At 64.5% G+C, this 18,332-nt stretch carries 17 protein-coding genes; 2 read left to right on the top strand and 15 right to left on the bottom strand.

What is annotated here, in order from left to right:
- Positions 1–110 precede the first annotated feature (110 nt).
- Positions 111–1,523: a hypothetical protein gene (locus ACW73L_RS02505; RefSeq protein WP_498919766.1), complete on the bottom strand. Its 1,413-nt coding sequence runs from the start codon at positions 1,521–1,523 to the stop codon at positions 111–113.
- A 362-nt stretch (positions 1,524–1,885) separates the two neighbouring features.
- On the opposite strand from ACW73L_RS02505, the gene ACW73L_RS02500 reads away from it, so the two are divergent.
- Positions 1,886–2,659: a proteasome-type protease gene (locus ACW73L_RS02500; protein WP_498919765.1), complete on the top strand. Its 774-nt coding sequence runs from the start codon at positions 1,886–1,888 to the stop codon at positions 2,657–2,659.
- A 12-nt stretch (positions 2,660–2,671) separates the two neighbouring features.
- On the opposite strand, the gene ACW73L_RS02495 is transcribed toward ACW73L_RS02500, so the two are convergent.
- The 7 genes from ACW73L_RS02495 to ACW73L_RS02465 form a co-directional block, all read right to left on the bottom strand.
- Positions 2,672–4,309: a hypothetical protein gene (locus ACW73L_RS02495; RefSeq protein WP_498919764.1), complete on the bottom strand. Its 1,638-nt coding sequence runs from the start codon at positions 4,307–4,309 to the stop codon at positions 2,672–2,674.
- A gap of 79 nt (positions 4,310–4,388) precedes the next feature.
- The gene (locus tag ACW73L_RS02490; protein WP_498919763.1) at positions 4,389–5,030 is read right to left on the bottom strand and encodes a MarC family protein; all 642 of its coding nucleotides are present in this window, start codon (positions 5,028–5,030) and stop codon (positions 4,389–4,391) included.
- Positions 5,031–5,228: 198 nt separating this feature from the next.
- Positions 5,229–5,642 (bottom strand): DUF6691 family protein, encoded by a 414-nt coding sequence (locus tag ACW73L_RS02485; RefSeq protein WP_498919762.1) that lies wholly within the window; start codon positions 5,640–5,642, stop codon positions 5,229–5,231.
- Positions 5,639–6,106: a YeeE/YedE family protein gene (locus ACW73L_RS02480; RefSeq protein ID WP_139556629.1), complete on the bottom strand. Its 468-nt coding sequence runs from the start codon at positions 6,104–6,106 to the stop codon at positions 5,639–5,641. Before ACW73L_RS02480 ends, ACW73L_RS02485 begins: the two co-directional genes overlap by 4 nt.
- A 28-nt stretch (positions 6,107–6,134) precedes the next feature.
- Positions 6,135–7,922 carry a glycosyltransferase family protein gene (locus ACW73L_RS02475; RefSeq protein ID WP_498919761.1) on the bottom strand — a complete coding sequence of 596 codons (1,788 nt, stop codon included), beginning with the start codon at positions 7,920–7,922 and terminating at the stop codon, positions 6,135–6,137.
- A 200-nt stretch (positions 7,923–8,122) separates the two neighbouring features.
- Entirely contained in the window at positions 8,123–8,932 is an 810-nt protein-coding gene (locus ACW73L_RS02470; RefSeq protein ID WP_498919760.1) for an alpha/beta fold hydrolase, read from the bottom strand.
- On the bottom strand, positions 8,922–10,019 hold the full coding sequence (locus tag ACW73L_RS02465) for a M14 family zinc carboxypeptidase (protein WP_498919759.1): 1,098 nt from the start codon (positions 10,017–10,019) through the stop codon (positions 8,922–8,924). The genes ACW73L_RS02470 and ACW73L_RS02465 overlap by 11 nt, the downstream gene beginning before the upstream one ends.
- A 159-nt stretch (positions 10,020–10,178) precedes the next feature.
- Between ACW73L_RS02465 and ACW73L_RS02460 the strand changes: the two genes are divergently transcribed.
- Positions 10,179–11,078 carry an ROK family protein gene (locus ACW73L_RS02460; RefSeq protein ID WP_498919758.1) on the top strand — a complete coding sequence of 300 codons (900 nt, stop codon included), beginning with the start codon at positions 10,179–10,181 and terminating at the stop codon, positions 11,076–11,078.
- Between the two features lie 237 nt (positions 11,079–11,315).
- Here ACW73L_RS02460 and ACW73L_RS02455 read toward each other — a convergent pair whose 3' ends face one another.
- The 7 genes from ACW73L_RS02455 to ACW73L_RS02425 all read right to left on the bottom strand — a co-directional run bounded on the left by ACW73L_RS02455 (position 11,316) and on the right by ACW73L_RS02425 (position 18,210).
- On the bottom strand, positions 11,316–12,335 hold the full coding sequence (locus ACW73L_RS02455) for an ABC transporter substrate-binding protein (RefSeq protein ID WP_498919757.1): 1,020 nt from the start codon (positions 12,333–12,335) through the stop codon (positions 11,316–11,318).
- Positions 12,336–12,980: a c-type cytochrome gene (locus tag ACW73L_RS02450; RefSeq protein WP_498919756.1), complete on the bottom strand. Its 645-nt coding sequence runs from the start codon at positions 12,978–12,980 to the stop codon at positions 12,336–12,338.
- A gap of 1 nt (position 12,981) precedes the next feature.
- On the bottom strand, positions 12,982–14,604 hold the full coding sequence (locus tag ACW73L_RS02445; RefSeq protein WP_498919754.1) for a b(o/a)3-type cytochrome-c oxidase subunit 1: 1,623 nt from the start codon (positions 14,602–14,604) through the stop codon (positions 12,982–12,984).
- A complete protein-coding gene (locus tag ACW73L_RS02440; RefSeq protein ID WP_129882259.1) occupies positions 14,601–15,128 on the bottom strand; it encodes a cupredoxin domain-containing protein in 528 nt (175 codons plus the stop codon). Before ACW73L_RS02440 ends, ACW73L_RS02445 begins: the two co-directional genes overlap by 4 nt.
- A gap of 8 nt (positions 15,129–15,136) precedes the next feature.
- Complete coding sequence (locus ACW73L_RS02435) at positions 15,137–15,289, bottom strand: hypothetical protein (RefSeq protein WP_165370037.1); 153 nt, start codon at positions 15,287–15,289, stop codon at positions 15,137–15,139.
- A gap of 358 nt (positions 15,290–15,647) precedes the next feature.
- The gene (locus ACW73L_RS02430; RefSeq protein WP_498919753.1) at positions 15,648–16,247 is read right to left on the bottom strand and encodes a response regulator transcription factor; all 600 of its coding nucleotides are present in this window, start codon (positions 16,245–16,247) and stop codon (positions 15,648–15,650) included.
- Between the two features lie 4 nt (positions 16,248–16,251).
- Complete coding sequence (locus ACW73L_RS02425) at positions 16,252–18,210, bottom strand: PAS domain S-box protein (protein ID WP_498919752.1); 1,959 nt, start codon at positions 18,208–18,210, stop codon at positions 16,252–16,254.
- Positions 18,211–18,332 lie beyond the last annotated feature (122 nt).

The raw sequence follows: 18,332 nt of genomic DNA, 5'->3' as shown, positions 1-18,332 counted from the left end.
TGCCGGACGGCGGCCGCTTTACGGCGAAAAAATGCTATCACGTCGCGACGCACGGGGCCATGTTTGCCCTGCAGCCCATCCGCTTTGCCCTTAGCGCTCCCATCGGCGCATCAGTCCCTCCCGGCATCCGCCGCTCCCGGCGGTCGCGCCCAGCGCCGGAACAGCCGCCGCAGGGCCGCGCCGAGCAGCTGATAGACCAGCGCAAAGCCCAGCGCCATTGCGCCGATCAGCGCGGCCGCGATCAGGAGCTTGCGGTAGGCGTAGTCGACGAGATCACGGCCGCGGGTTTCGGCCTGGCGGGTCACGACGTCCAGTCGCTCGGTCAGGGTTTGGGCATTCGCGGCACCGATGGTCTGGTTGAACAGACCCAGCAGTTCAGCGAGGCGCTCGGAGGTCTGGCTGATCTGCGCCGCCGCGGCGGTGTACTCGGCAATGCGGAATGGCTCGGCGTTCGGGTCCGACGGCCGGGCGTTCAACTGCGCCATTACGGCCTGGAACGACTTCAAGGTGTCATTGGCCGAATCGGCCATCTGCTTACCCGCCGTCAGCGCCTGCTTCGACTCGGCTGCCAGCGCGGTCAGTCCCTGGCGCTCGGACTTCAGCGTCTCGACCAGTTGCGCGCGTTCGTTGCTGATCAGCTCGGGCAGTTGTTTCGACAACAGGCTGACACGCTCGGCCGATTCCGACATTTTCGTGGTGTCCGCCAGGAGTTTCGAAATCTCCGGCACCTCCACGGTGTTCAGTGTGAAATATTCGGTTTCCCAGCGAATCAGCTCGGGCAGGTGCCGCGACAGGAACAAGGCCCGCTCGGCCATCAGGCGCGTCTCGGCCAGTTCCTTGGCCGCCGGATCGAGCCCGGACAGCGGATCGATCATCAACAGGCTGAACACGCTCGCGGGAGCCGAGGAGGAACGGCTCCGGCTGAACTTACGGATCTCCGAAACGAAATCAAGATCCGCCATGTCGGGCGTGAAGCGCAGCTTGGGGTTGCGGCCCAACCATTCCGTCAGGGCGGCGCGGAGTTCGGCCTGCTGATCGGGCGCAAGCACGGTTGCGCTGATGCGCCAGATCTCGGCTTCCGACTCTCGGAAAGCCTGCAACACCGGCTTGATGTCCTGGTTCTTGGACTGCTCCTTCCAGTAGTTATCGACGCGCATCCGTGTCAGCGTGACCAGCACGACCATGTCGAGCAGGTTCGCGTAGGCATTGGCCCCCGTCGCGATCGCCAGGACCTCGTTGGTGTACTGGATGCGGCGGCGGGTGAGCTCCCGTTTACCGATCGGCTTGCCGTCCCGCTGCAGCAGCCGCATGTTGCGGGTCACCGCCTCCAGGTACTGATCGGCGAAGCGAATGACCTTCGACTGCACTTCGACCGGGTCCCCCTGCGGCTTCCGTACGAAAGGCAGCAGCGCCTGCAAGGCGAGGTCCGGGAGTTGCAATGTGCCCTTGACCAGGGTGCAGCCGCCGAGACCGGCAGACAGCAGCAGCCCGCAAGCGACGATCACAGGCTTCAGACCGCCCATCGCGCGTTCCCTGTCGTCGTCTGCAGAATGGTCACGCAGCCCCCCATCCGCGCATGGCGTCGTTTCTTCGCATGAATTGCTCCTGAGGTGCCGCCGCGCAAGGCGACAGCGGCCGTTCGGCTTCGTCGAGCCAAAGCCGGCAATGTACTGCGGAACCGCGTGACGCGCCATGGAGGGCAGAACCGGACCTGGGGCACGTCCTGCCGGCGGCGGTACCGATCGGCTTTGCGGCGCACCCCGCACAACTCGACCCGACGCGTGCGATCCCGTATGCTTTCCCGCCTGACCTCGTCACGACGGGATCCCTCCGGGGACTTACTGGCCGCCCGTCAACTCTGACTCTACCAGCGAGACTCGCCGCCATGACTTACTGCGTCGGATTGTGCCTCGACCAAGGGCTGGTGATGGCGTCCGACTCACGGACCAACGCCGGGGTCGACTACATCTCCTCGTTCAGCAAGCTGCACGTGTTTCAACCGGCACCGGATCGGCTGTTCGTGCTGCTCGCCGCCGGCAGCCTTGCGACCACACAGGACGTGCTGAACCGGATACGTCGCGACCTGGATTACGCCGAGAATGCGCGGGCCCAGGGCCTGCAGCCGGGGGTGAGCCTACTCACGGCGAACTATCTCTTCGAGGCGGCCGCCTATATCGGGCAGTTGATGGTCGCGGTCCAGAACGACTACGGCCCGGCCCTGCGACAGGCCGGCGTCAGTCCCGAGGCTACCCTGATCCTGGGCGGCCAGATCGCCGGGCAGCCGCATGGCCTGTTCCTGATCTATCCCCAGGGGAATTTCATCTCGGCCACACGCGAGACGCCCTATCTGCAGATCGGGGAAAACAAGTTCGGCAAACCGGTTCTGGATCGTTTCGCCAACCAGGAGCTGTCGCTGGAACACGGCGCGCGCCTGTGCCTGGTATCGCTCGACGGAACCGCGCGTTCCAACCTCACCGTCGCGCCGCCTTTCGAGGTGGCCATCTATCCCCGCGATTCGCTAGCGCTGTCGCACCGCCTCAAGTTCCTGGCCGACTCACCGGAACTCGTGGAATTGTCCCGCAGCTGGGAACAGAGTCTGGCCCGGGGCTTCCAGGAGCTGCCCCGGTTTGCCTGGGAAGACTCGTCGTCGCCCGCTTGATACGATCCGGACTCAGAAAAAATCGGTGAATAACTGCAGCTGATACAGGGTCCCGCTCTCCCCGGCCCGGTATCCGGTCAGCAGATTCTGGGCTGGAGAGCGATTGACGTTCAGCACCTCGAAGGTCATCCGCCAGTCGCGGGACGCCCGCAGATACCAGTTGACGCCGCCACCGACCTCGTACCCGCCGCCGAAACGACCGCTGACGAAGGAACTGCGCGCAAACCCTTCGAGCCGGCCCGGAATCACGAAATAGGCGGTCTGCAACAGGGCGCCGTGGTCGAACAACGAGTCCATGGGCAAGGTTCCGCCGCGATAGTCGAAGCCGTCGAGCCACCGCAGGAAATACTCGCCCGACAGGGTGAAGCCGCGATACTTCAGGGCCGCGTCGAGCGCCCACAAGTTGACGTTCGCTTTCGACAGTTCCACCCCGGGCGCCAGCGCCCCGGGCCGGAACAGCGGTGTCCCGTCCGACAGACGCAGGATGGTGTCCTCCGGGTTCCCGTTCTCGGTCGCGCCGAAGCCCTGATTCGACTCGCGGGAAAAGGCGAAACTGGTCCCGAGACGAGGACTCGGGCGAGGATGGTGCTCGATATCCGACGGCCCCGGCCCGAAGGGTCCCATCGGCTCCCACCAGACTGTACCGCCGAAGGCGATCGAGGTCCCGATTCGGTCCACCCCCTGATTGAACCGATTCAGGGAGTTCGCGACCATGGCGACGTAGTGCACATTGTCGAACGGCTCACCCTGCGCCCAGACCCCCGGACTGATGTTCGGGCGGAAAAAGGTCGTCGCCATCAACCGGTCCGCCCCCAGCGTATAGCGGAAGGATTCGAGCCACTCGCGCGTGCCCGGCACGATCCAGTTGCCGGCGCGGAGGTCGAAGGCACGGTTGAACCGGTAATTGATCCATCCCAGGTAGACCGTGTTGTTGATCGCCGTCGACGAAAAGATGTTCGCCGTGAATTGCAGGCGCGGATCCAGCGCATAACCCGAGAACTGGATGAAATTGCGGGTCAGTTCGAACGAATCGAAGCTGCTGAGCGGCTGGAGGTTGCCGGCGCTGTCGATCCAGTAATCCTGATCGCGCGCGAAGTTCGTGTAGCGGATCTGCGTGAACAAATCGGCCCGCAGTTCGAAAGGCATCGGCCCTTGCTGGCGCCGGGCGACGACGATCTGACCCGCCGGATCGTCCTCATCGGCATCGATGATGGCCTGTTTGGGCGGCTGGGGCCGGGCCGGTGGAGCCACGACGACCGGCTTGGTGGTCAAGCTGGGCGGTGCGCGCGACGCCGAATCCACCGAGAGCGGGTCCTGTTGGCGAGCACTCGCATCCGAGTGACCCTTGGCGCCTTCGACCAGTTGCCGCGCCAGTGAGTCGTTCTGCTCTGCCAGTCGCGCGTTCTGTTCCATCAGCTTGGCGTTCTGCTCGGCCAGGCGCGCGTTCTGCTCCTCCAACCGTTTCAAGAGCTGGCCGACCTGACCGACCGTGATTGGCGGTTCGTCGGCGCGACCGGGAACAACCCGGGTACCCGCCAACACGGGGCCCGGCAGGAACAGCAGGCTCACTGCCAACTTGAGCGACGCATTCCGCCAACGGGATCGGGGGGCGCCGTGGCTCGCTGCCGTCTCCGGCATTCGCCCGATCATGAGCACGAACCGGCGGAGTTTCCGCTCTTCCCCGCGTTCGAGAGTTCGAGTACCTGCACCCGCGCTACCCCGTGAACGCTTAGCGGATCGGCGTCATGACGCCCAGACCGACCAAGCCCATCAGCACCAGCTCGACCGCCAGAGCCACCAGGATGACGCCCATGACCTTGCCGACCACGCTCAGGGCGACCGGGCCCAGCATACGGGCGATGCCCTGGCAGGCGCGCAGGCAAAGGTAGTTCACCGCCATGATGGCCAGAATGGCGCCCAACAGGTACAGCAGCGCCCAAAGATCGTCGCCGGCCTGCGCTACCAGGGAGACGATCGCGATCAGCCCCGACACCGAGGCCAGCAGCGGCACCGCGATCGGATAGGCGGCCAGCTCCAGCGACGGCGCGTTGGAAGTTGCTACGCCGTCACCGGCCCCGCTGTCACTGCTCGCCCTGCCGCCCATGACCATCTCGATCGAGAACAGCATCACGATGATGCCGCCGGCAATCTGGAACGCCGGCAATGACACCCGGAACACGAGCAGGATCAGTTCACCGAGAACGGCGAAGACGAGGCAGACACTGGTCGCAATGCGGACGGCCCGCCCCGCGAGTTGCTTCAGGAAGGCCGGGCTGGCATCGCCCGTCAGCGTGGCGCAGACGATCATGGCCCTGAGCGGCCCGATCGTCGCAAATAGCAGCAACATCGCTTCCGAAGGGTTGAATTCCATGCTCGATTCCCGCCACCGTTTTGCAATCGCAGAACCATTCAAGCCGAGCCCCCTGGGTACACGCTTCGTTCGTACCGGGACGGCTCTGGCTGCACTCGCCGGTACGGCGATGCTCCCAGCGTGCCATCGCGACGCTATCACAAGGCGCGGGGCCGTACTGCCTTCCGCCGGGACATGGCGGAAATTCACTGTTTGAAACTAGTTCTTCGGAAAAAACCGGCCCTGCAGATAGGCTCCGACAAAAATGCCGACCAGGGCGATCAGCAGCGGCCAGTTTCCGGCACCCAGCCCTGCAATCGCGGGACCCGGGCAGACGCCGCACAGTCCCCAACCCAACCCGAACAGCGCCGCCCCGATGATCGTGCGGCGGTCGAGAACGCTCTCGCGTTGGGCGAATGTCCCACCCAGCAGCGGCTTCGACAGCAGGCGCGGAGTGATCTGGTAGCACGCGAGCGCCACCACCACGGCCCCGCCCAGGACCATCAACAGCCCGAGGTCCCGGAACAGCAGGAAATCGATGACGATTTCCGGACGGATCATCGTCGACCAGGCCAAACCGAAACCGAACAGGGTTCCCGCCACGAGCGCGGCCAGCCAGCGCGGCGCGGTCATGGCATGCCTCCCGCCCACTGCACCAGATGCGCCATACCGATCGCCGTCGCGAGAAAGGTCAGCACCGCCAGCAGTGACGGCCATTGCAACGACGCCAGACCGCAGATGCCGTGTCCTGCCGTACAGCCGTTCGACAGGCGCGCACCGAAGCCGATCAGAACGCCCCCCAACAGCAGCCGCCAAGCGGCGACCCCGGTCTGGAAGGGTTCGCCGTAAACGGCAAGGTAAAGGGCAGCGCCGAGCACCAGTCCCAACGCGTAGACGGCACGCCATGCGCGGGTGCCGACGAAGCGGGCCTGCTGAAAGAAGGGTCTTTCGACGACATACGACAGGGTCGACGTGAAGAAGGTGCTCGTCCCGCCGATCAGTCCGCGGAGCACGAACAACAGGCCGACCCCGCCGCCGATCAGCATGCCACCGATCAGGTAATGGGCCATTCCTCTCGGAAAAAAACTCTCGATCATCGCCGATTGATTGCTCCTCGCTGGGTGGTCAGTGCGCGGCCCGCGCGCTCGCGCCGGCGTCGGACTCGTGCCGGTGGGTCAGGCGGTAATGCGCTCCGGCGACGGGGTCGTCCAGAACCGGTTCTCCGGAGAAACCGCGCTTCAACGCATCGTGGATGGCCCCGATGTGCTCGGTGTCGCCGATCGTGACCAACTGTTCGACCCAGGTCTCGCGCGGCATCACCCAGATCTCGTTGGCGATGACCTGATAGCCGAGCGACAGCGCCCGATCGACCTGCGCGCGCAGATCCGCCGCCTGTTGCTCAGCGGACCAGTCGGGATGGCGGATCAGGGTCTCGGCGACCGAGATCCACTTGAAGCGCGGGGCAGGACTCGGAGCGGCGGAGAGCCCCTCGACTCCCGGATTGGTCGCACTCCAGGTCGCCCACTTCCACGGGACTTCGAACTCGAAACCGCGATACAGGAAGACCGTGTGGGCCGGATCGAAGTGCTGTTCCAGACGCGTCAACAGCGACAGGTAGCGCGTGTCCCCGCCCCGCCCCTGGGTCAGCACCGAGGCGTTGTAGACCAGCGGCAGGACGCACAGCATCGCTGCCAGTGCCATGCGCCAGGGAGCCGGGCCGGGATTCTGGGACCCGTCCAGCGGATCCCCCTGTCCGGTCAACAGGGACATCATCACGGCCCACCCGAGTATGACCCATGGCATCACGGTCAACTGCATCTGCGGATCGTGCGGCTGGGAGTACAGGTTGAATACCTGGCCCGCGCAGAACGTGCCGCCGAATACGATCAGGTGTGCGACGACGCAGGGCTCGCCGCGCCGCTTCCAGGCATAGCCCAGCGCGCCGAGTGCGAGCACGATCAGCAGCAAGGTACCGACCCCGGCCTCCAGCACATGGGCGAGATGCCGGTACCAGTGGTCGGACCCGATGAAGCGTCCGCCGATCAGCGACTGCACCATGCCGACCCAGGCGAGCTTGACCTTGACCCAACTGAACCCCGCCCAACCGGTGCCGAGGCCCTTACCGGTCCAGAACATCTGCTGCAGGCACTCGGCTGTCCGGGTACAGGTGCCGCGCACCATCAGTGACGAGGTCAACAGCAGCGGCACGATGGTCAAGCCGGCAGCGAACAATACCACCCGCCGCAACCGCGCCGTCCAGCGTCGGGCCGACAGCCACAGCGCCAGCAGCATGGGCGGCACGACGGGAAACATCAGCCGCCACTCGAACAGCCAGCCCACCGACACGACCAGGGCGACCAGCACGATACGCGTCGGGGTTGGGCGGCCGAACCACAGGGCCCCCAGCATCATGCCCGTCAGCGTCCAGACATAGCTGGGCATGATGTCTTCGTTAATGACGGCGAGCGCCAGAAAGAACCCCGTGCCCAGATAAAACACGGCAGCCAGCAGGCCGATCAGCCGGCTGCGGAACGCCGTCGCGATCCAGAGGTAAATCAGCCCCACGCCGATGGACGCGAACACCGTGTTGAGCAGCGCCATTTGCCGCCATGTCTGGCCGACGAAGATCCCGAAGGCATCGAGCAACCGGCACAACAGGCCGTAAACCGGGAAGTACAGCAGATTGGCAAAATCCACCGGCGCGGTGGCGGGGCTGTTCGCCCACATCCGCACATAGACGCTCTTCCAGAGCCCGTTGGCGTTGATGACGAAGCAATTGTCGAGGTATTGCAGCAGACCGACGAGCAGCGCGAGCGTCACCGCCGCAAGTATCAGGGCTTCGGAGATCCGCGCGTCGGGGGATGGCTCGCCTTCCGGCATCACGGTGTTGTAGGGGGGGGCGGCAGTGATCATCGCTGGGGTCGGCCTCCTGCACGATTGCCGGCGGCAATTGGGCCGAAAGGTTCGCCGGTCAAAGAGCATCAAGAGTATCAGAAAAGCGCGGCCACATCGCCGCCATGCAGGGGGGCGCGTGCCAGGCGCAGAAGATGCTGCCGTTCCGCGTTGGAGTGCCACCGATCGAACGGTGTGGCAGCGGGGCTCCGCGCGGGCGTTCAGACCGCGTTCGTCACGGACCGCGCTTCGCGCGCCAGCCCTCGCATCCACTCCCGCGTCACCTCGATGGTCCACTCGGGCTCATCCAGCGGCAGGTCATGACCCGCGCTCGGATGGCGCAGCGGTTCGAGTTGCCAGACGCGCGCGAGAGCGTCGGTGCAGCCCGGCGACACCATGCGGTCGCCCTGCCCGATCAGCAGCAGCACGGGGACGGGCGGCTTTTCGAGGGTCGGCCGGAACCGGGACGCGGCCCACAATTGCCGCAGCAGCGTGCGGCCGCTGACCGGATGACGGCGAAAGGCATCGACGCGAGCGGCGATCAGTTCGGGGCTGAACGAGGCAGCATTGCTGGTGAGCTTCAGGATCTGTTCTTCCCGGCGCGCGACATCCCGTTCGAGGGCCATGCGCAACATGTCCGGCAGCACCCGCCAGTTCAGACGGTGGTGCAGCGGGCTCAGGCTGCCCAGGCTGGTATTGATCAGCACGACGCCGGCCAGCTCGGCTGGATGTCGGCGCGCCCATTCGATCGCGACCATGGCGCCCAGCGAAACCGACAGCAGGAAGAGCGGCGCGCCCGACAACGCGGCCGAGCGCTGCAGCGCCTCGGCCCGTGCCGCTTCCATGATGCCGGCCACAGAGAAGGGACTCGGGGTCTGCCAATGCACGCCCGTTCCCGGAAAATCCACCGAGTAGCAGTGCGCCCCCGGCACGCTGGCGGCGAACCGCTGCGGGAAGTCGTCCCAATGCGCGCTCTCGCGCACCAGGCCGCGCAGCAGAACCCAGCGCGACGCTGCTGCCTCACTTTGCATACCAAAGTCCCACGGCATGGCCCATCAGTCGCTCGCGGCTTCCATCGCCCATAACGGCCCAAGGCTCGGGAGACTGCACCGCCCGGTAAAGAAAATCAAACAGATGCAAGTGGCGCCGCAGCGCGCGCTGTTCGCGGTGAGGGAGTCTCGGGTTGAAGGCGCCGAGACGGTCGAACAACTGCCACCAGTTTTTCCGGACCCAGACCCATGAACCCAGCTCCAGCGTGAACGGAATAAAATGGCCGGGCGCCCCCCGCGCGTGATAGTCGTCGTAGAGGTAATCCCACAAATCACCGTGGGTGACGTATTGCCGGGACTGGGGCTCGACGCAATAAATATGGTGCGGGTAGGTGCTGTCCAGCAATCCCTTCAGCGCCAGGACCTCGGGCACGCGTGGGAAGGGGTCGCGCGTCCGGGCGTAGGGAAACCAGATGCGGTCCCTGTTTCCGTAGCCGGAATGCACGTCGACTACGAGGGCGATCGAGGCCGGGAAAATCTCCTCGCGCACCAGCTTGCAGACGGCCTGGGCCTCGGCCTCCATCGGCGCACCCGCTGTGCCCTGGTACCAGGGCAGACGTGGCGAGATGCTGTGCCCGGCGAACAGATGCCACCGCCCTATTCCATCGGCCCGCACCGGCGAGTTCCGCATCAGATCGACGCCGTTGCCATTCGAGCGACGCTTCAGCAGCATGCCCACCGGATTAACCAACGGGAACAGCACGATCCGTGTGGTCTTCAGCATCTCGCGGGTGATACGATCCCAGCGCGCCAGCTCGCTGAGCGTACGCAGGTAGGACAACACGATGCGGGTGCCGATGCGTTCGAGACCGTGCACGCCACCGAACAGGGCCAGCACTGGCGCCTTTGGATCATCCGGCCCGAAGGCCACCGAAATCAGCGGAAAGGCGCGGCCCCGGTGCTCGATACTATCCAGCACGTCGACACGCGCCAGGCCGTGCAGGTTTTCGGTCAGGTCCAATAGATCCCGCATTTCCGGAAAATCCATGCCGCCGGCCATGGCTTCGCGCATGGCCTCGGCGACGGGTGAGCGGAATAGCGGGCGAGTGACGGCGGGAACGGCGTTCAATGGGCTCGGCGACCTCCTTACAGGCTGGGAAATTGAGGGGAACGGTTTGATAGAACAAGAATTTTACGGTGCTCCCGGGCGACCGCAAGTTACAGTGCAGCGAACCCGCGGGGGCGATCGCTTGATCGGCGTCCACTCTGCCGGCGGCGAGTTCAGGGCATGATCCGCTTCGGTATCGATCTTGGCGGCACAAAGATCGAGTTGCTGGCCCTGAACGGCACGGGCGAAGCCCTGTGGCGACGGCGCGTACCGACACCGAAGGGGGACTATTCGGGCACGCTCCAGGCCATCGGGCAACTCGTCGCCGACGCCGAAGCGGAACTGGGCGGCCAGGGGAGCATCGGTATCGGCACGCCCGGTGCGATTTCGAAAGCCAGCGGCCGGATGAAGAACTGCAACTCGACCTGGCTGAACGGGCAGCCGCTGCTCGAAGACCTGCAGCGATTGCTGTCCCGCCCGGTGCGGATCGCCAACGATGCCGACTGTTTCGCGCTGTCGGAAGCCGTGGACGGTGCGGCTGCCGGCGCGACCACCGTATTCGGCGTGATTCTGGGAACGGGTGTCGGGGGCGGCATCGTGGTCAGAAACCGCCTGCTGGACGGGCCCAATGCCATTGCGGGCGAATGGGGCCACAATCCCTTGCCCTGGCCGACCGATGACGAACGCCCTGGGCCCGGCTGCTACTGTGGCCGCTCCGGTTGCATTGAGAGCTTTCTGTCGGGCCCGGGATTGACGCGCTGTCATCGCGAGCGGACCGGCGAAACCCTCGAAGCTTTCCAGATCGTCGAGCGCTCCGACGCCGGTGACCCGTCCTCCGGTGCGACGATCGAGATTTACGAGGACCGGCTGGCGCGGGCGCTGGCGCACATCATCAACATTCTCGACCCGCATGCGATCGTGTTGGGCGGCGGTCTGTCGAACTGTGCGCGCCTGTATCGCTCGATCCCCCTGTTGTGGGAACGTTACGTGTTCTCGGATCGCGTGGACACGCGCCTCGTACCCCCCCGCCATGGCGACTCCAGCGGTGTCCGCGGCGCGGCCTGGCTGTGGGAATATTGAACGACAGGGAGTAATGCCCGCGGCGGGTAGATAACTGTTCATGCCCCCTCACGGGACTGGGCCGGGAGGTCTAGACACGCCGTGAATCCGTCCCTGGAGGCTAGCCTGCGGGTTCCCTACCGCAGACGGTCTCTCCCTCCCGGCCCCAATCCCACTACCGAGCAAAGTGGGCGTGAATGGCTACACCGGGAAGTGGAAGTCCCGAACTTGCCACCGGACCTTTCAGGTCAGGGGGAATTAGCGGGGCGGGATCCAGAACGTGCCGGTCGGCAACGCGGTGTTGGCGAAGGTCGCACCCCCTGCCTCCCGCAGCAGAGCGAATAGCCGTCCGGCCGCCTCGGCCTGGCGCTCGGGTGGGTCACCCACCCCGCCCTCGCAGTAGCGCTGGCGCAGCAGCATTATCGCTTTCGGGTTGGTTTCCTGCGTCAACGGCACGATCCGCTGCCACGCGGCATCGTTGTCACACAGGCGTAGATGCGCACTGCGAAACCGTTCCAGCAGGACGCGCAACGCCTCCGGGTGCTGCTTTGCCCACGACTCCCGGAATACGAAGCCCAGATTGGCGAGGTCGGCGTCCACACCAAGTTCCCGCAGCAGGGCGCGGCCGTCGAGCAGCGTTCGGTAACCCTGCGCTTCGAGCTTCACCGCATAGTGCCAGTAGTTTAGCAGCGCATCGAGGCGTCCCTGGGTCAACTGCTGGTTCAGCAGCGGCGGCGCGCCGAACACCGGCTCGATGGCCTGCTCGGCGTCCAGCCCGTACTTCCGCTTGGCCAGCAGCTTCAGCATCAGCCAGTTCTTGTCGAGCCCCCCGCCGACCACCCCTAGCTTTTTCCCCTTTAAATCCCCGACGCTCCGGATCGCCGAGTCTGCCGGCACGACCAGCGCGCCGTGCATCGTCGAGTAGGGCACGAAGGTGAAATCCAAACCCTGGCTGCGCTGGCGGGCGACCCAGATCCAGTCGGCGACGATGAGGTCGACGGCCTTGCCCTGCAATGCGACCTTCCCGGCCTCGGCGCCCGCCAGCACCGTCGGCACGATGGCCGGGGAGCGGGTTGGCGCCGGGACTTCCGCTTCCATCGCGGCGAGTTCCCAACTAACGGTGCCAAAGGCGAGCACACCGATACGGACAGGCGCAGGCTTCGCGGGCACGCCTTCCGCCGCAGCGTTCCCTGCCGCAAGCAGCGCCATCAACGCGCCGACCAGAAGCCGACAACGCCCGGAGCCGATCACGCGGCAGGCAGCGAGAGGGTCAGCCATTTAGCGCAAGCCGCCGTAGTAGTTGGCCAGCACATCGATCTCCTCGGGAGACAAGCGCTCCGCCATGGTCCGCATCCTGCGGTAGATATCGTTGTGGCGCTGCCCGGATTTGTAGGCCAAGAGCGTCTCCTTCAGGTAGGACGCCTTTTGACCCGACAGGCGCGGCGTATCGACCGGCTCGCCCTGCCCGTGGCCACCGTGACAGATACCGCACGGCGCGATCAGGCGTTTGCTGTCGCCGTCGACGACCAGCCGCGGCACATCGCCCCGACCCTCCGGCATCTGCACCGGCTCCTGCCGGCTGTACCACTGGGCAATGTCCGCCATGTCCTGATCGCTGAGCGCCGCAGCGATCCCCGTCATGATCGGATGAGGACGACCACCGGCCTTGTAGTCCTGCAACTGGCGATAGAGATACGTCGCCAGCTGTCCGTTCAGATAGGGGAACGGTGTGGCCGCATTGGCGGGGTCCGCCCCGTGGCAGCTTTGACAACTGGCCGCCTTGGTCTGACCCCGAGCGGGGTCGCCGCTCTTCACCAGATTCAGCGTCTGCGGCGTCCACGCGATGCGGGTCGACGGCTCGGCTGCCGCGACGGCCGAGAGGCCCGACAGAACCAGCCACGCGAGTGCAATGAAAGTTCTCATCTCAGTACCCCCACGCCGACGGACTGAATGAGTCCATAAAAAAGAACTGCCCGATAGGCACGGCGAAACTGACGATCATCAGCACCAGGATCACGCGGTTCCATAGCCCGAAGCCGTTCAACATGGCCGGAAGCTTTACGACCGGGTGCAGCGGCTCGGCGTAGGCCACGGTCCTGTCCGGTTCCTCGGCTCCCTTGGTCTGGGTCTGGAACAGGATGTAGACGAACAGCAGCGCAGAGGCGAGCAGTACGCAGCCACCCAGGATCATTGCCAGTTCGTAGGGATCCCAGGCCAGCGTCAGCAGCGTGTTGTAGGTGACGTCGGAGATCCGCCGCGGCTGACCGAGCAGACCGAGCACGTGCCACGGTGTGGTCAGAATGGCCATGCCGATGAACCAGGACCACAACTGCAGCGTCGGCAGCGACGCCGAACACAGTTGCTTGCCGGTCAGTTTGGGCCACAGGTAGTACGCGATCGCGAAGTACATCGTGATCACCGTACCGGCAAAGATCAGATGAAAATGACCCGGTACCCACGCCGTGTTGTGGACCATGGTGTTCATCGCGTAGCTGGCGTTGATCATGCCTCCGAAGCCGCCGAGCAGCAGCATCAGCAGCGACAGGATGGCTGCCAGCACCATCGGATTGCGCCAGGGCAGAGCACCGATCCAGCCGAACAGGCCCTGGCCGCCTAGCTTGCGCCCGGCGACTTCCAGCGATGCGATGACCGTAAAGCCGGTCAGCAGCGTCGGGATCGCCACCGCAAAGGTGCCGATGCCATGCGCCAGCTTCCACCCGGCCGCCTGCTCCGGATCGACGTACAGGTGATGAAAACCGATCGGCAGACCGAAGACCATGATCATCACGAAGGACACGCGCGCCAATTCGTCACTGAACAGCTTGCCTCCCGCTGCCGCCGGCACGAACACGTAGTACGCCATGTAAGCGGGCAACAGCCAGAAGTAGACGATCGGGTGCAGCGTCCAGGCAAACAGCGTGCGCGCCAGACCGACATCGATCGTGTCCATCAGGCCCAGCGCCCAGGGCAGCAACTGGAAGACCATTTCGAGCGCGACGCCGACACTCGTCCACAGCCACAGGATGGCATTGGCGGCATTGGCGTACATCGGCAAGGGCACGGTTTCACCCGGATGCGCCGCCTTCCACTGGTGCAGCATAACCAGCATGATGCCAGCCCAGAACCAGGATCCGACCACCAGCAAGGTCGCGCCGAGATAGAACAGCACGTTCGCCTGTACCGGCGGATAGAAGGTGTAAAGCACCGAGGCCTTGCCCAGCAGCAGCGGGATCGCGGCCATGACCGTGCCACCCAGTGCGATCCAGTAGCCGGTCTTGGCCAGCGGCTTGTTCCAGATCGGCATCTTCAGGCTCGTCGTGGCCACGTAGTAGCCGAAGCCCATGATGAAGAAGGTGGTCAGCACGTAGGCCATCAAGACCCCGTGGGTGCTGACCGATGCGAAATAGACCGCTGGCGACTGGATCGCCGGAATGATGCCGCTGCGTTCCAGCACCTGATAAACGCCGAGCACACAGGCCAGCGCGAAGGCGGCGAAGGCCACCCAGAAATGGTCGATGACGAACCGTCGTGCTTCCTGATCGCTCATGGCTTGCTCCCCTGTTGCTCAGCCGCCGCAACGCCGTGCCATTCTTCCTTGGCAACGACGGTCACTTTGCTCCACATATGGTCATGACCGAGACCGCAATACTCGTTGCACAGCATCGGGTAATCGCCCGGCTTCGGGAAAGTCGTCGTGATCTGGGACACATAACCCGGCACGACCATCGTGCTCATGTTGGTCATCGGGATATGCGCGGCATGCAGCACGTCGACGCTGGCCATACGGAAGGTGACCGGGGTATCGGCAGGAATCTCGATGTGGTTGGGATAGAAACCATAGCGGGCTGCGACCAGCGTCACGCGCAGCGAGCCGTCAGGCTGCTGCCGCACACCCAGTTTGTCCTCGGCGAACTCGTCGCCCAGATGCAGACTGGCCGAGTCGACGGTCTCGACGTTGCTGGGCGGATGCACGCCCTCGGTGATCGCGGTCAACACGATCGAGGCCACGAACAGGCCCACCATGCCGAGTGACACGTAAACCCATTTTCTTTCGAGTGGATTGATGTGCATACCCGGCCTCACTGCACGACGCCGCGTGGCAGAAAGATGCCGAAATACAGAAAGAGCCAACCAGCTGTCATCGCCGCGCCGACGATGCAGAGCAAGGCCCAGGTTCCGACAGGCGATGTATGATCGCCCGGCGCTTCTTCGTGGTGCTCAGGTGCAGGCATAACCTTCTCCGTTCTTTTAATTGCAGTTCCCGCTCGGCTCGCTCGGCGGGCTGCCGGCAGTCTAGCGGAGCCCGGATGCCCCGGCTAGTCTTTCCTCAGTAATCACAAGGGAATGCCCCGTTTCCTCACGAAGAGGCAACGGGAGGGCGTGCCGGTCGAGGCCCGCAGCGCCCTTAGAGGCCGCTTCAGGGAGGACGACGGTGAGGTAGGAACCGTTGGTGTCCGCTGCCTTCCACCGGTTCGCCCGAGGCGGGATCGACAGTGCTGACGGCCTGGATCGAGCGACCGACGCGTAGGCCGGATGCGCCGGCTGATGGATTACCACGATCCGGAGGGCTGCCGCTACGCCCGGGAGTCGCTAGCCGCCAGATCGGTAGAGCGAGAAATCGCGAATCACCTGGGCAAACGAGCGGGTGTGCATCTTTTTCAGGATGCTTTCGCGGTGCTTTTCGACCGTTCGTTCACTGATGGCCAGATCGGTGCCGATTTTTTTATTCGACTGGCCCTGGACGACGCGCACGAGGATCCCCTGCTCACGCTCAGTCAATTGGTTGAACAATGTATTGAACGTCGTCTTCGCCACATCGCGGACGCGGATCTCCTCGCTGACGCGCAAGGCATCCCGCACACGTTCGAGGATCTGCTCCGGCAGACCCGGCTTTTCGATGAAGTCGAAGGCACCGCTCTTCACGGCCTGAACGGCCATCGGTATGTCGCCATGCGCCGTCAGCATGATGACCGGGAGGTGGCGACGTTCCACCTGCAGTTGCCGCAGCAGGCTGAGCCCGCCCATACCGGGCATGCGCACGTCGAGCAGCAGGCAGCTGGCCTCGGATACATCGGGGTGTGCCAGAAAGTCCTCCGCACTCTTGAACGCGCGCGAACGCAGGCCAATGGATTCGACCAGCCATTGCATGGACTCTCGAATGTCGCGATCGTCGTCGACCACAACGACCATACCTTCACACTCCACAGTCAGCCTCCTCGCGGCTCAGCGGCAGTGTGACATGAAATGTCGTACCTTCGCCATGCACCGACTCGGCCTCGATCTCTCCGCCGTGAAGCTCGACGATGCTACGGCAGATCGCCAGGCCAAGCCCCAGGCCCTCCGGCTTGGAACTAACGAAGGGCTTGAACATGCGATCCTCCAGTCCGGGCGCGATACCCGCGCCCGTGTCCGAAACATCGATCCTCAGCGCCGTCGCATCGACTTGCCGCGCGGACAGCGTCAAGACCCGTCGCGAACGAAAGGTGTCCCGCATCGCCTCAACCCCATTGGTGACGAGGTTCAGGAACAATTGTTTCAGCAGGACCAGCTGGCCCCAGACGGGCGGCAGATGTGGCGGCAGGTCGACGACCAAGCGCACCCGCCGCAGATGAAGATCGGGCGATACCAACTGCAGCGTCTCCTCCAACAGTTGATCGATGGTCACCCAGGCCGGTTGGAAATCGTGTTTTCTGACCAGATTACGAATGCCCGAGATGACGCCTGCGGCGCGATCCGATAGTCGCAGCGCCGAGTCGATAATCTGCAGCAACTGCGGGTTATCTGCCAGCAAAGGCCCGAAACGGAGCTTGGCGCCACCGAGATAGTTGCTCAAGGCCGCCAGCGGCTGGTTGAGTTCATGCGCCATCATCGCGGCGATTTCACCGGCGGTCGTAAACTGCTGCGCGTAGGCCAGCTCCTCGTTTTGCTCGGCAAGCCGGAGTTCGAGTTGCTTGCGCGCCGTGATATCCATGTGGGTGCCGCTCGCACGCAGCGGTGTTCCTCCCGGTTCCCGCTCCATGACGCGACCGCGGGACAGCACCCACAGCCATTCGCCCCCGCTTGTGACGAGCCGGTGCTCGGCCTCGTACAACGGGGTCAGACCCCGCAAATGCTCATCCAGCAGGGCCTGCACACGCGGCAGGTCATCCGGGTGCACCAGTTTCTCCCACTGCTGAATGTCGGACCGGATCTCGGACGGCTCGTAGCCCAGCATCGTCGCCCATCGATCGCTGAACACGATTTGCCCGGTGGCCAGGTTCCAGTCCCAGGTTCCGAGGTCCGAGCCCAGCAGCGCCAGTTCCAGACGCTTCTCGCTGTCGCGCAGGGCGGCTTCGGATGCCTTCCGCAGGGAAATGTCGCGCACGAGGCCGACGTAATTGCCGCTATCCGCGCTGGAGAACCGACCCACCGCGATCTCGAGCGGGAAAGTCCCGCCGTCCCGTCGGCTACCGCTCAACTCCCGGACGACATTCTCGGCATGCCACTCGAAGCCCGGGTCCGGAATCAGTCGAGTCATCTCCTTGCCCACCAGCGAGGCCCCCTCGTAACCGAACATCGAAGCCGCGGCAGGATTGGCGGTCTCGATCCTGCCATTGCCGTCAAAAACGATGATGCCCTCGATGGCCGTGTCCAGTATCGCCCGCAGGCGCGCCTCGTTCAGACTCAGTTCGTGCTGAATCCGCTCACGTTGAGTGGCTTCCACGCGCAGCCTTTGCACCGCCTGTCGCCGCTGCTCGGCCTCCTGGCTCAGGTCGCGGTTCAACGCGGCGAGCTGAGCGGGTCCCGGCAGCGCCAGGGCGTGCGGGATCAGGCGCCACAGCAGCACCGCCGTGGCCAGCGAAATGCCCGCCGTTAGCGCCTTCACCGTGCCCTGGAGAACGTAACTGGGGTGCCAGAGGGTCCACACATCGAGCATGTGGTTGGTGCCGCACGCCAGGATGAAAGCCGCGAACAGCAAGACCATCCAGCGATATGCGAGGTCCGCTCGGCGCCAGGCGAAATAGGCCAGGCCGAAGGGAATCGAATAATATGAGAAGGCAATCACCGAATCCGACACGGCGAACAGTCGCAGCAGATCCCGGTTCCACAACAGGCAACTGGCATGCGGAACCAGGCCTTGCGTTGCCGACCAATCAAACAGACCCGATGTCATCAGCAAACTCCGTCTGGGTGCAGGTACAGACCAACCTCCGTGCTTCTGGAATGCGCCCTCCGATCATAACGCGACGCAGCTTCGTGGATCGAGACCTCGGCGGCGCGATCGGGAGAGTCCCG

The sequence above is a fragment of the Methylolobus aquaticus genome, assembly GCF_054172105.1.
Note: the sequence above shows the minus strand (reverse complement) of the source record. Positions and strands in the feature narration are given on the sequence as shown.

Coding starts and splice junctions, on each gene's coding strand:
- ACW73L_RS02425 (WP_498919752.1), bottom strand. CDS start 18,210: ATGACATCGGGTCTGTTTGATTGGTCGGCAACGCAAGGCCTGGTTCCG.
- ACW73L_RS02460 (WP_498919758.1), top strand. CDS start 10,179: ATGATCCGCTTCGGTATCGATCTTGGCGGCACAAAGATCGAGTTGCTG.
- ACW73L_RS02470 (WP_498919760.1), bottom strand. CDS start 8,932: ATGCAAAGTGAGGCAGCAGCGTCGCGCTGGGTTCTGCTGCGCGGCCTG.
- ACW73L_RS02450 (WP_498919756.1), bottom strand. CDS start 12,980: ATGAGAACTTTCATTGCACTCGCGTGGCTGGTTCTGTCGGGCCTCTCG.
- ACW73L_RS02435 (WP_165370037.1), bottom strand. CDS start 15,289: ATGCCTGCACCTGAGCACCACGAAGAAGCGCCGGGCGATCATACATCG.
- ACW73L_RS02475 (WP_498919761.1), bottom strand. CDS start 7,922: ATGATCACTGCCGCCCCCCCCTACAACACCGTGATGCCGGAAGGCGAG.
- ACW73L_RS02440 (WP_129882259.1), bottom strand. CDS start 15,128: ATGCACATCAATCCACTCGAAAGAAAATGGGTTTACGTGTCACTCGGC.
- ACW73L_RS02455 (WP_498919757.1), bottom strand. CDS start 12,335: ATGGCTGACCCTCTCGCTGCCTGCCGCGTGATCGGCTCCGGGCGTTGT.
- ACW73L_RS02430 (WP_498919753.1), bottom strand. CDS start 16,247: ATGGTCGTTGTGGTCGACGACGATCGCGACATTCGAGAGTCCATGCAA.
- ACW73L_RS02480 (WP_139556629.1), bottom strand. CDS start 6,106: ATGATCGAGAGTTTTTTTCCGAGAGGAATGGCCCATTACCTGATCGGT.
- ACW73L_RS02445 (WP_498919754.1), bottom strand. CDS start 14,604: ATGAGCGATCAGGAAGCACGACGGTTCGTCATCGACCATTTCTGGGTG.
- ACW73L_RS02500 (WP_498919765.1), top strand. CDS start 1,886: ATGACTTACTGCGTCGGATTGTGCCTCGACCAAGGGCTGGTGATGGCG.
- ACW73L_RS02485 (WP_498919762.1), bottom strand. CDS start 5,642: ATGACCGCGCCGCGCTGGCTGGCCGCGCTCGTGGCGGGAACCCTGTTC.
- ACW73L_RS02490 (WP_498919763.1), bottom strand. CDS start 5,030: ATGGAATTCAACCCTTCGGAAGCGATGTTGCTGCTATTTGCGACGATC.
- ACW73L_RS02505 (WP_498919766.1), bottom strand. CDS start 1,523: ATGGGCGGTCTGAAGCCTGTGATCGTCGCTTGCGGGCTGCTGCTGTCT.
- ACW73L_RS02495 (WP_498919764.1), bottom strand. CDS start 4,309: ATGATCGGGCGAATGCCGGAGACGGCAGCGAGCCACGGCGCCCCCCGA.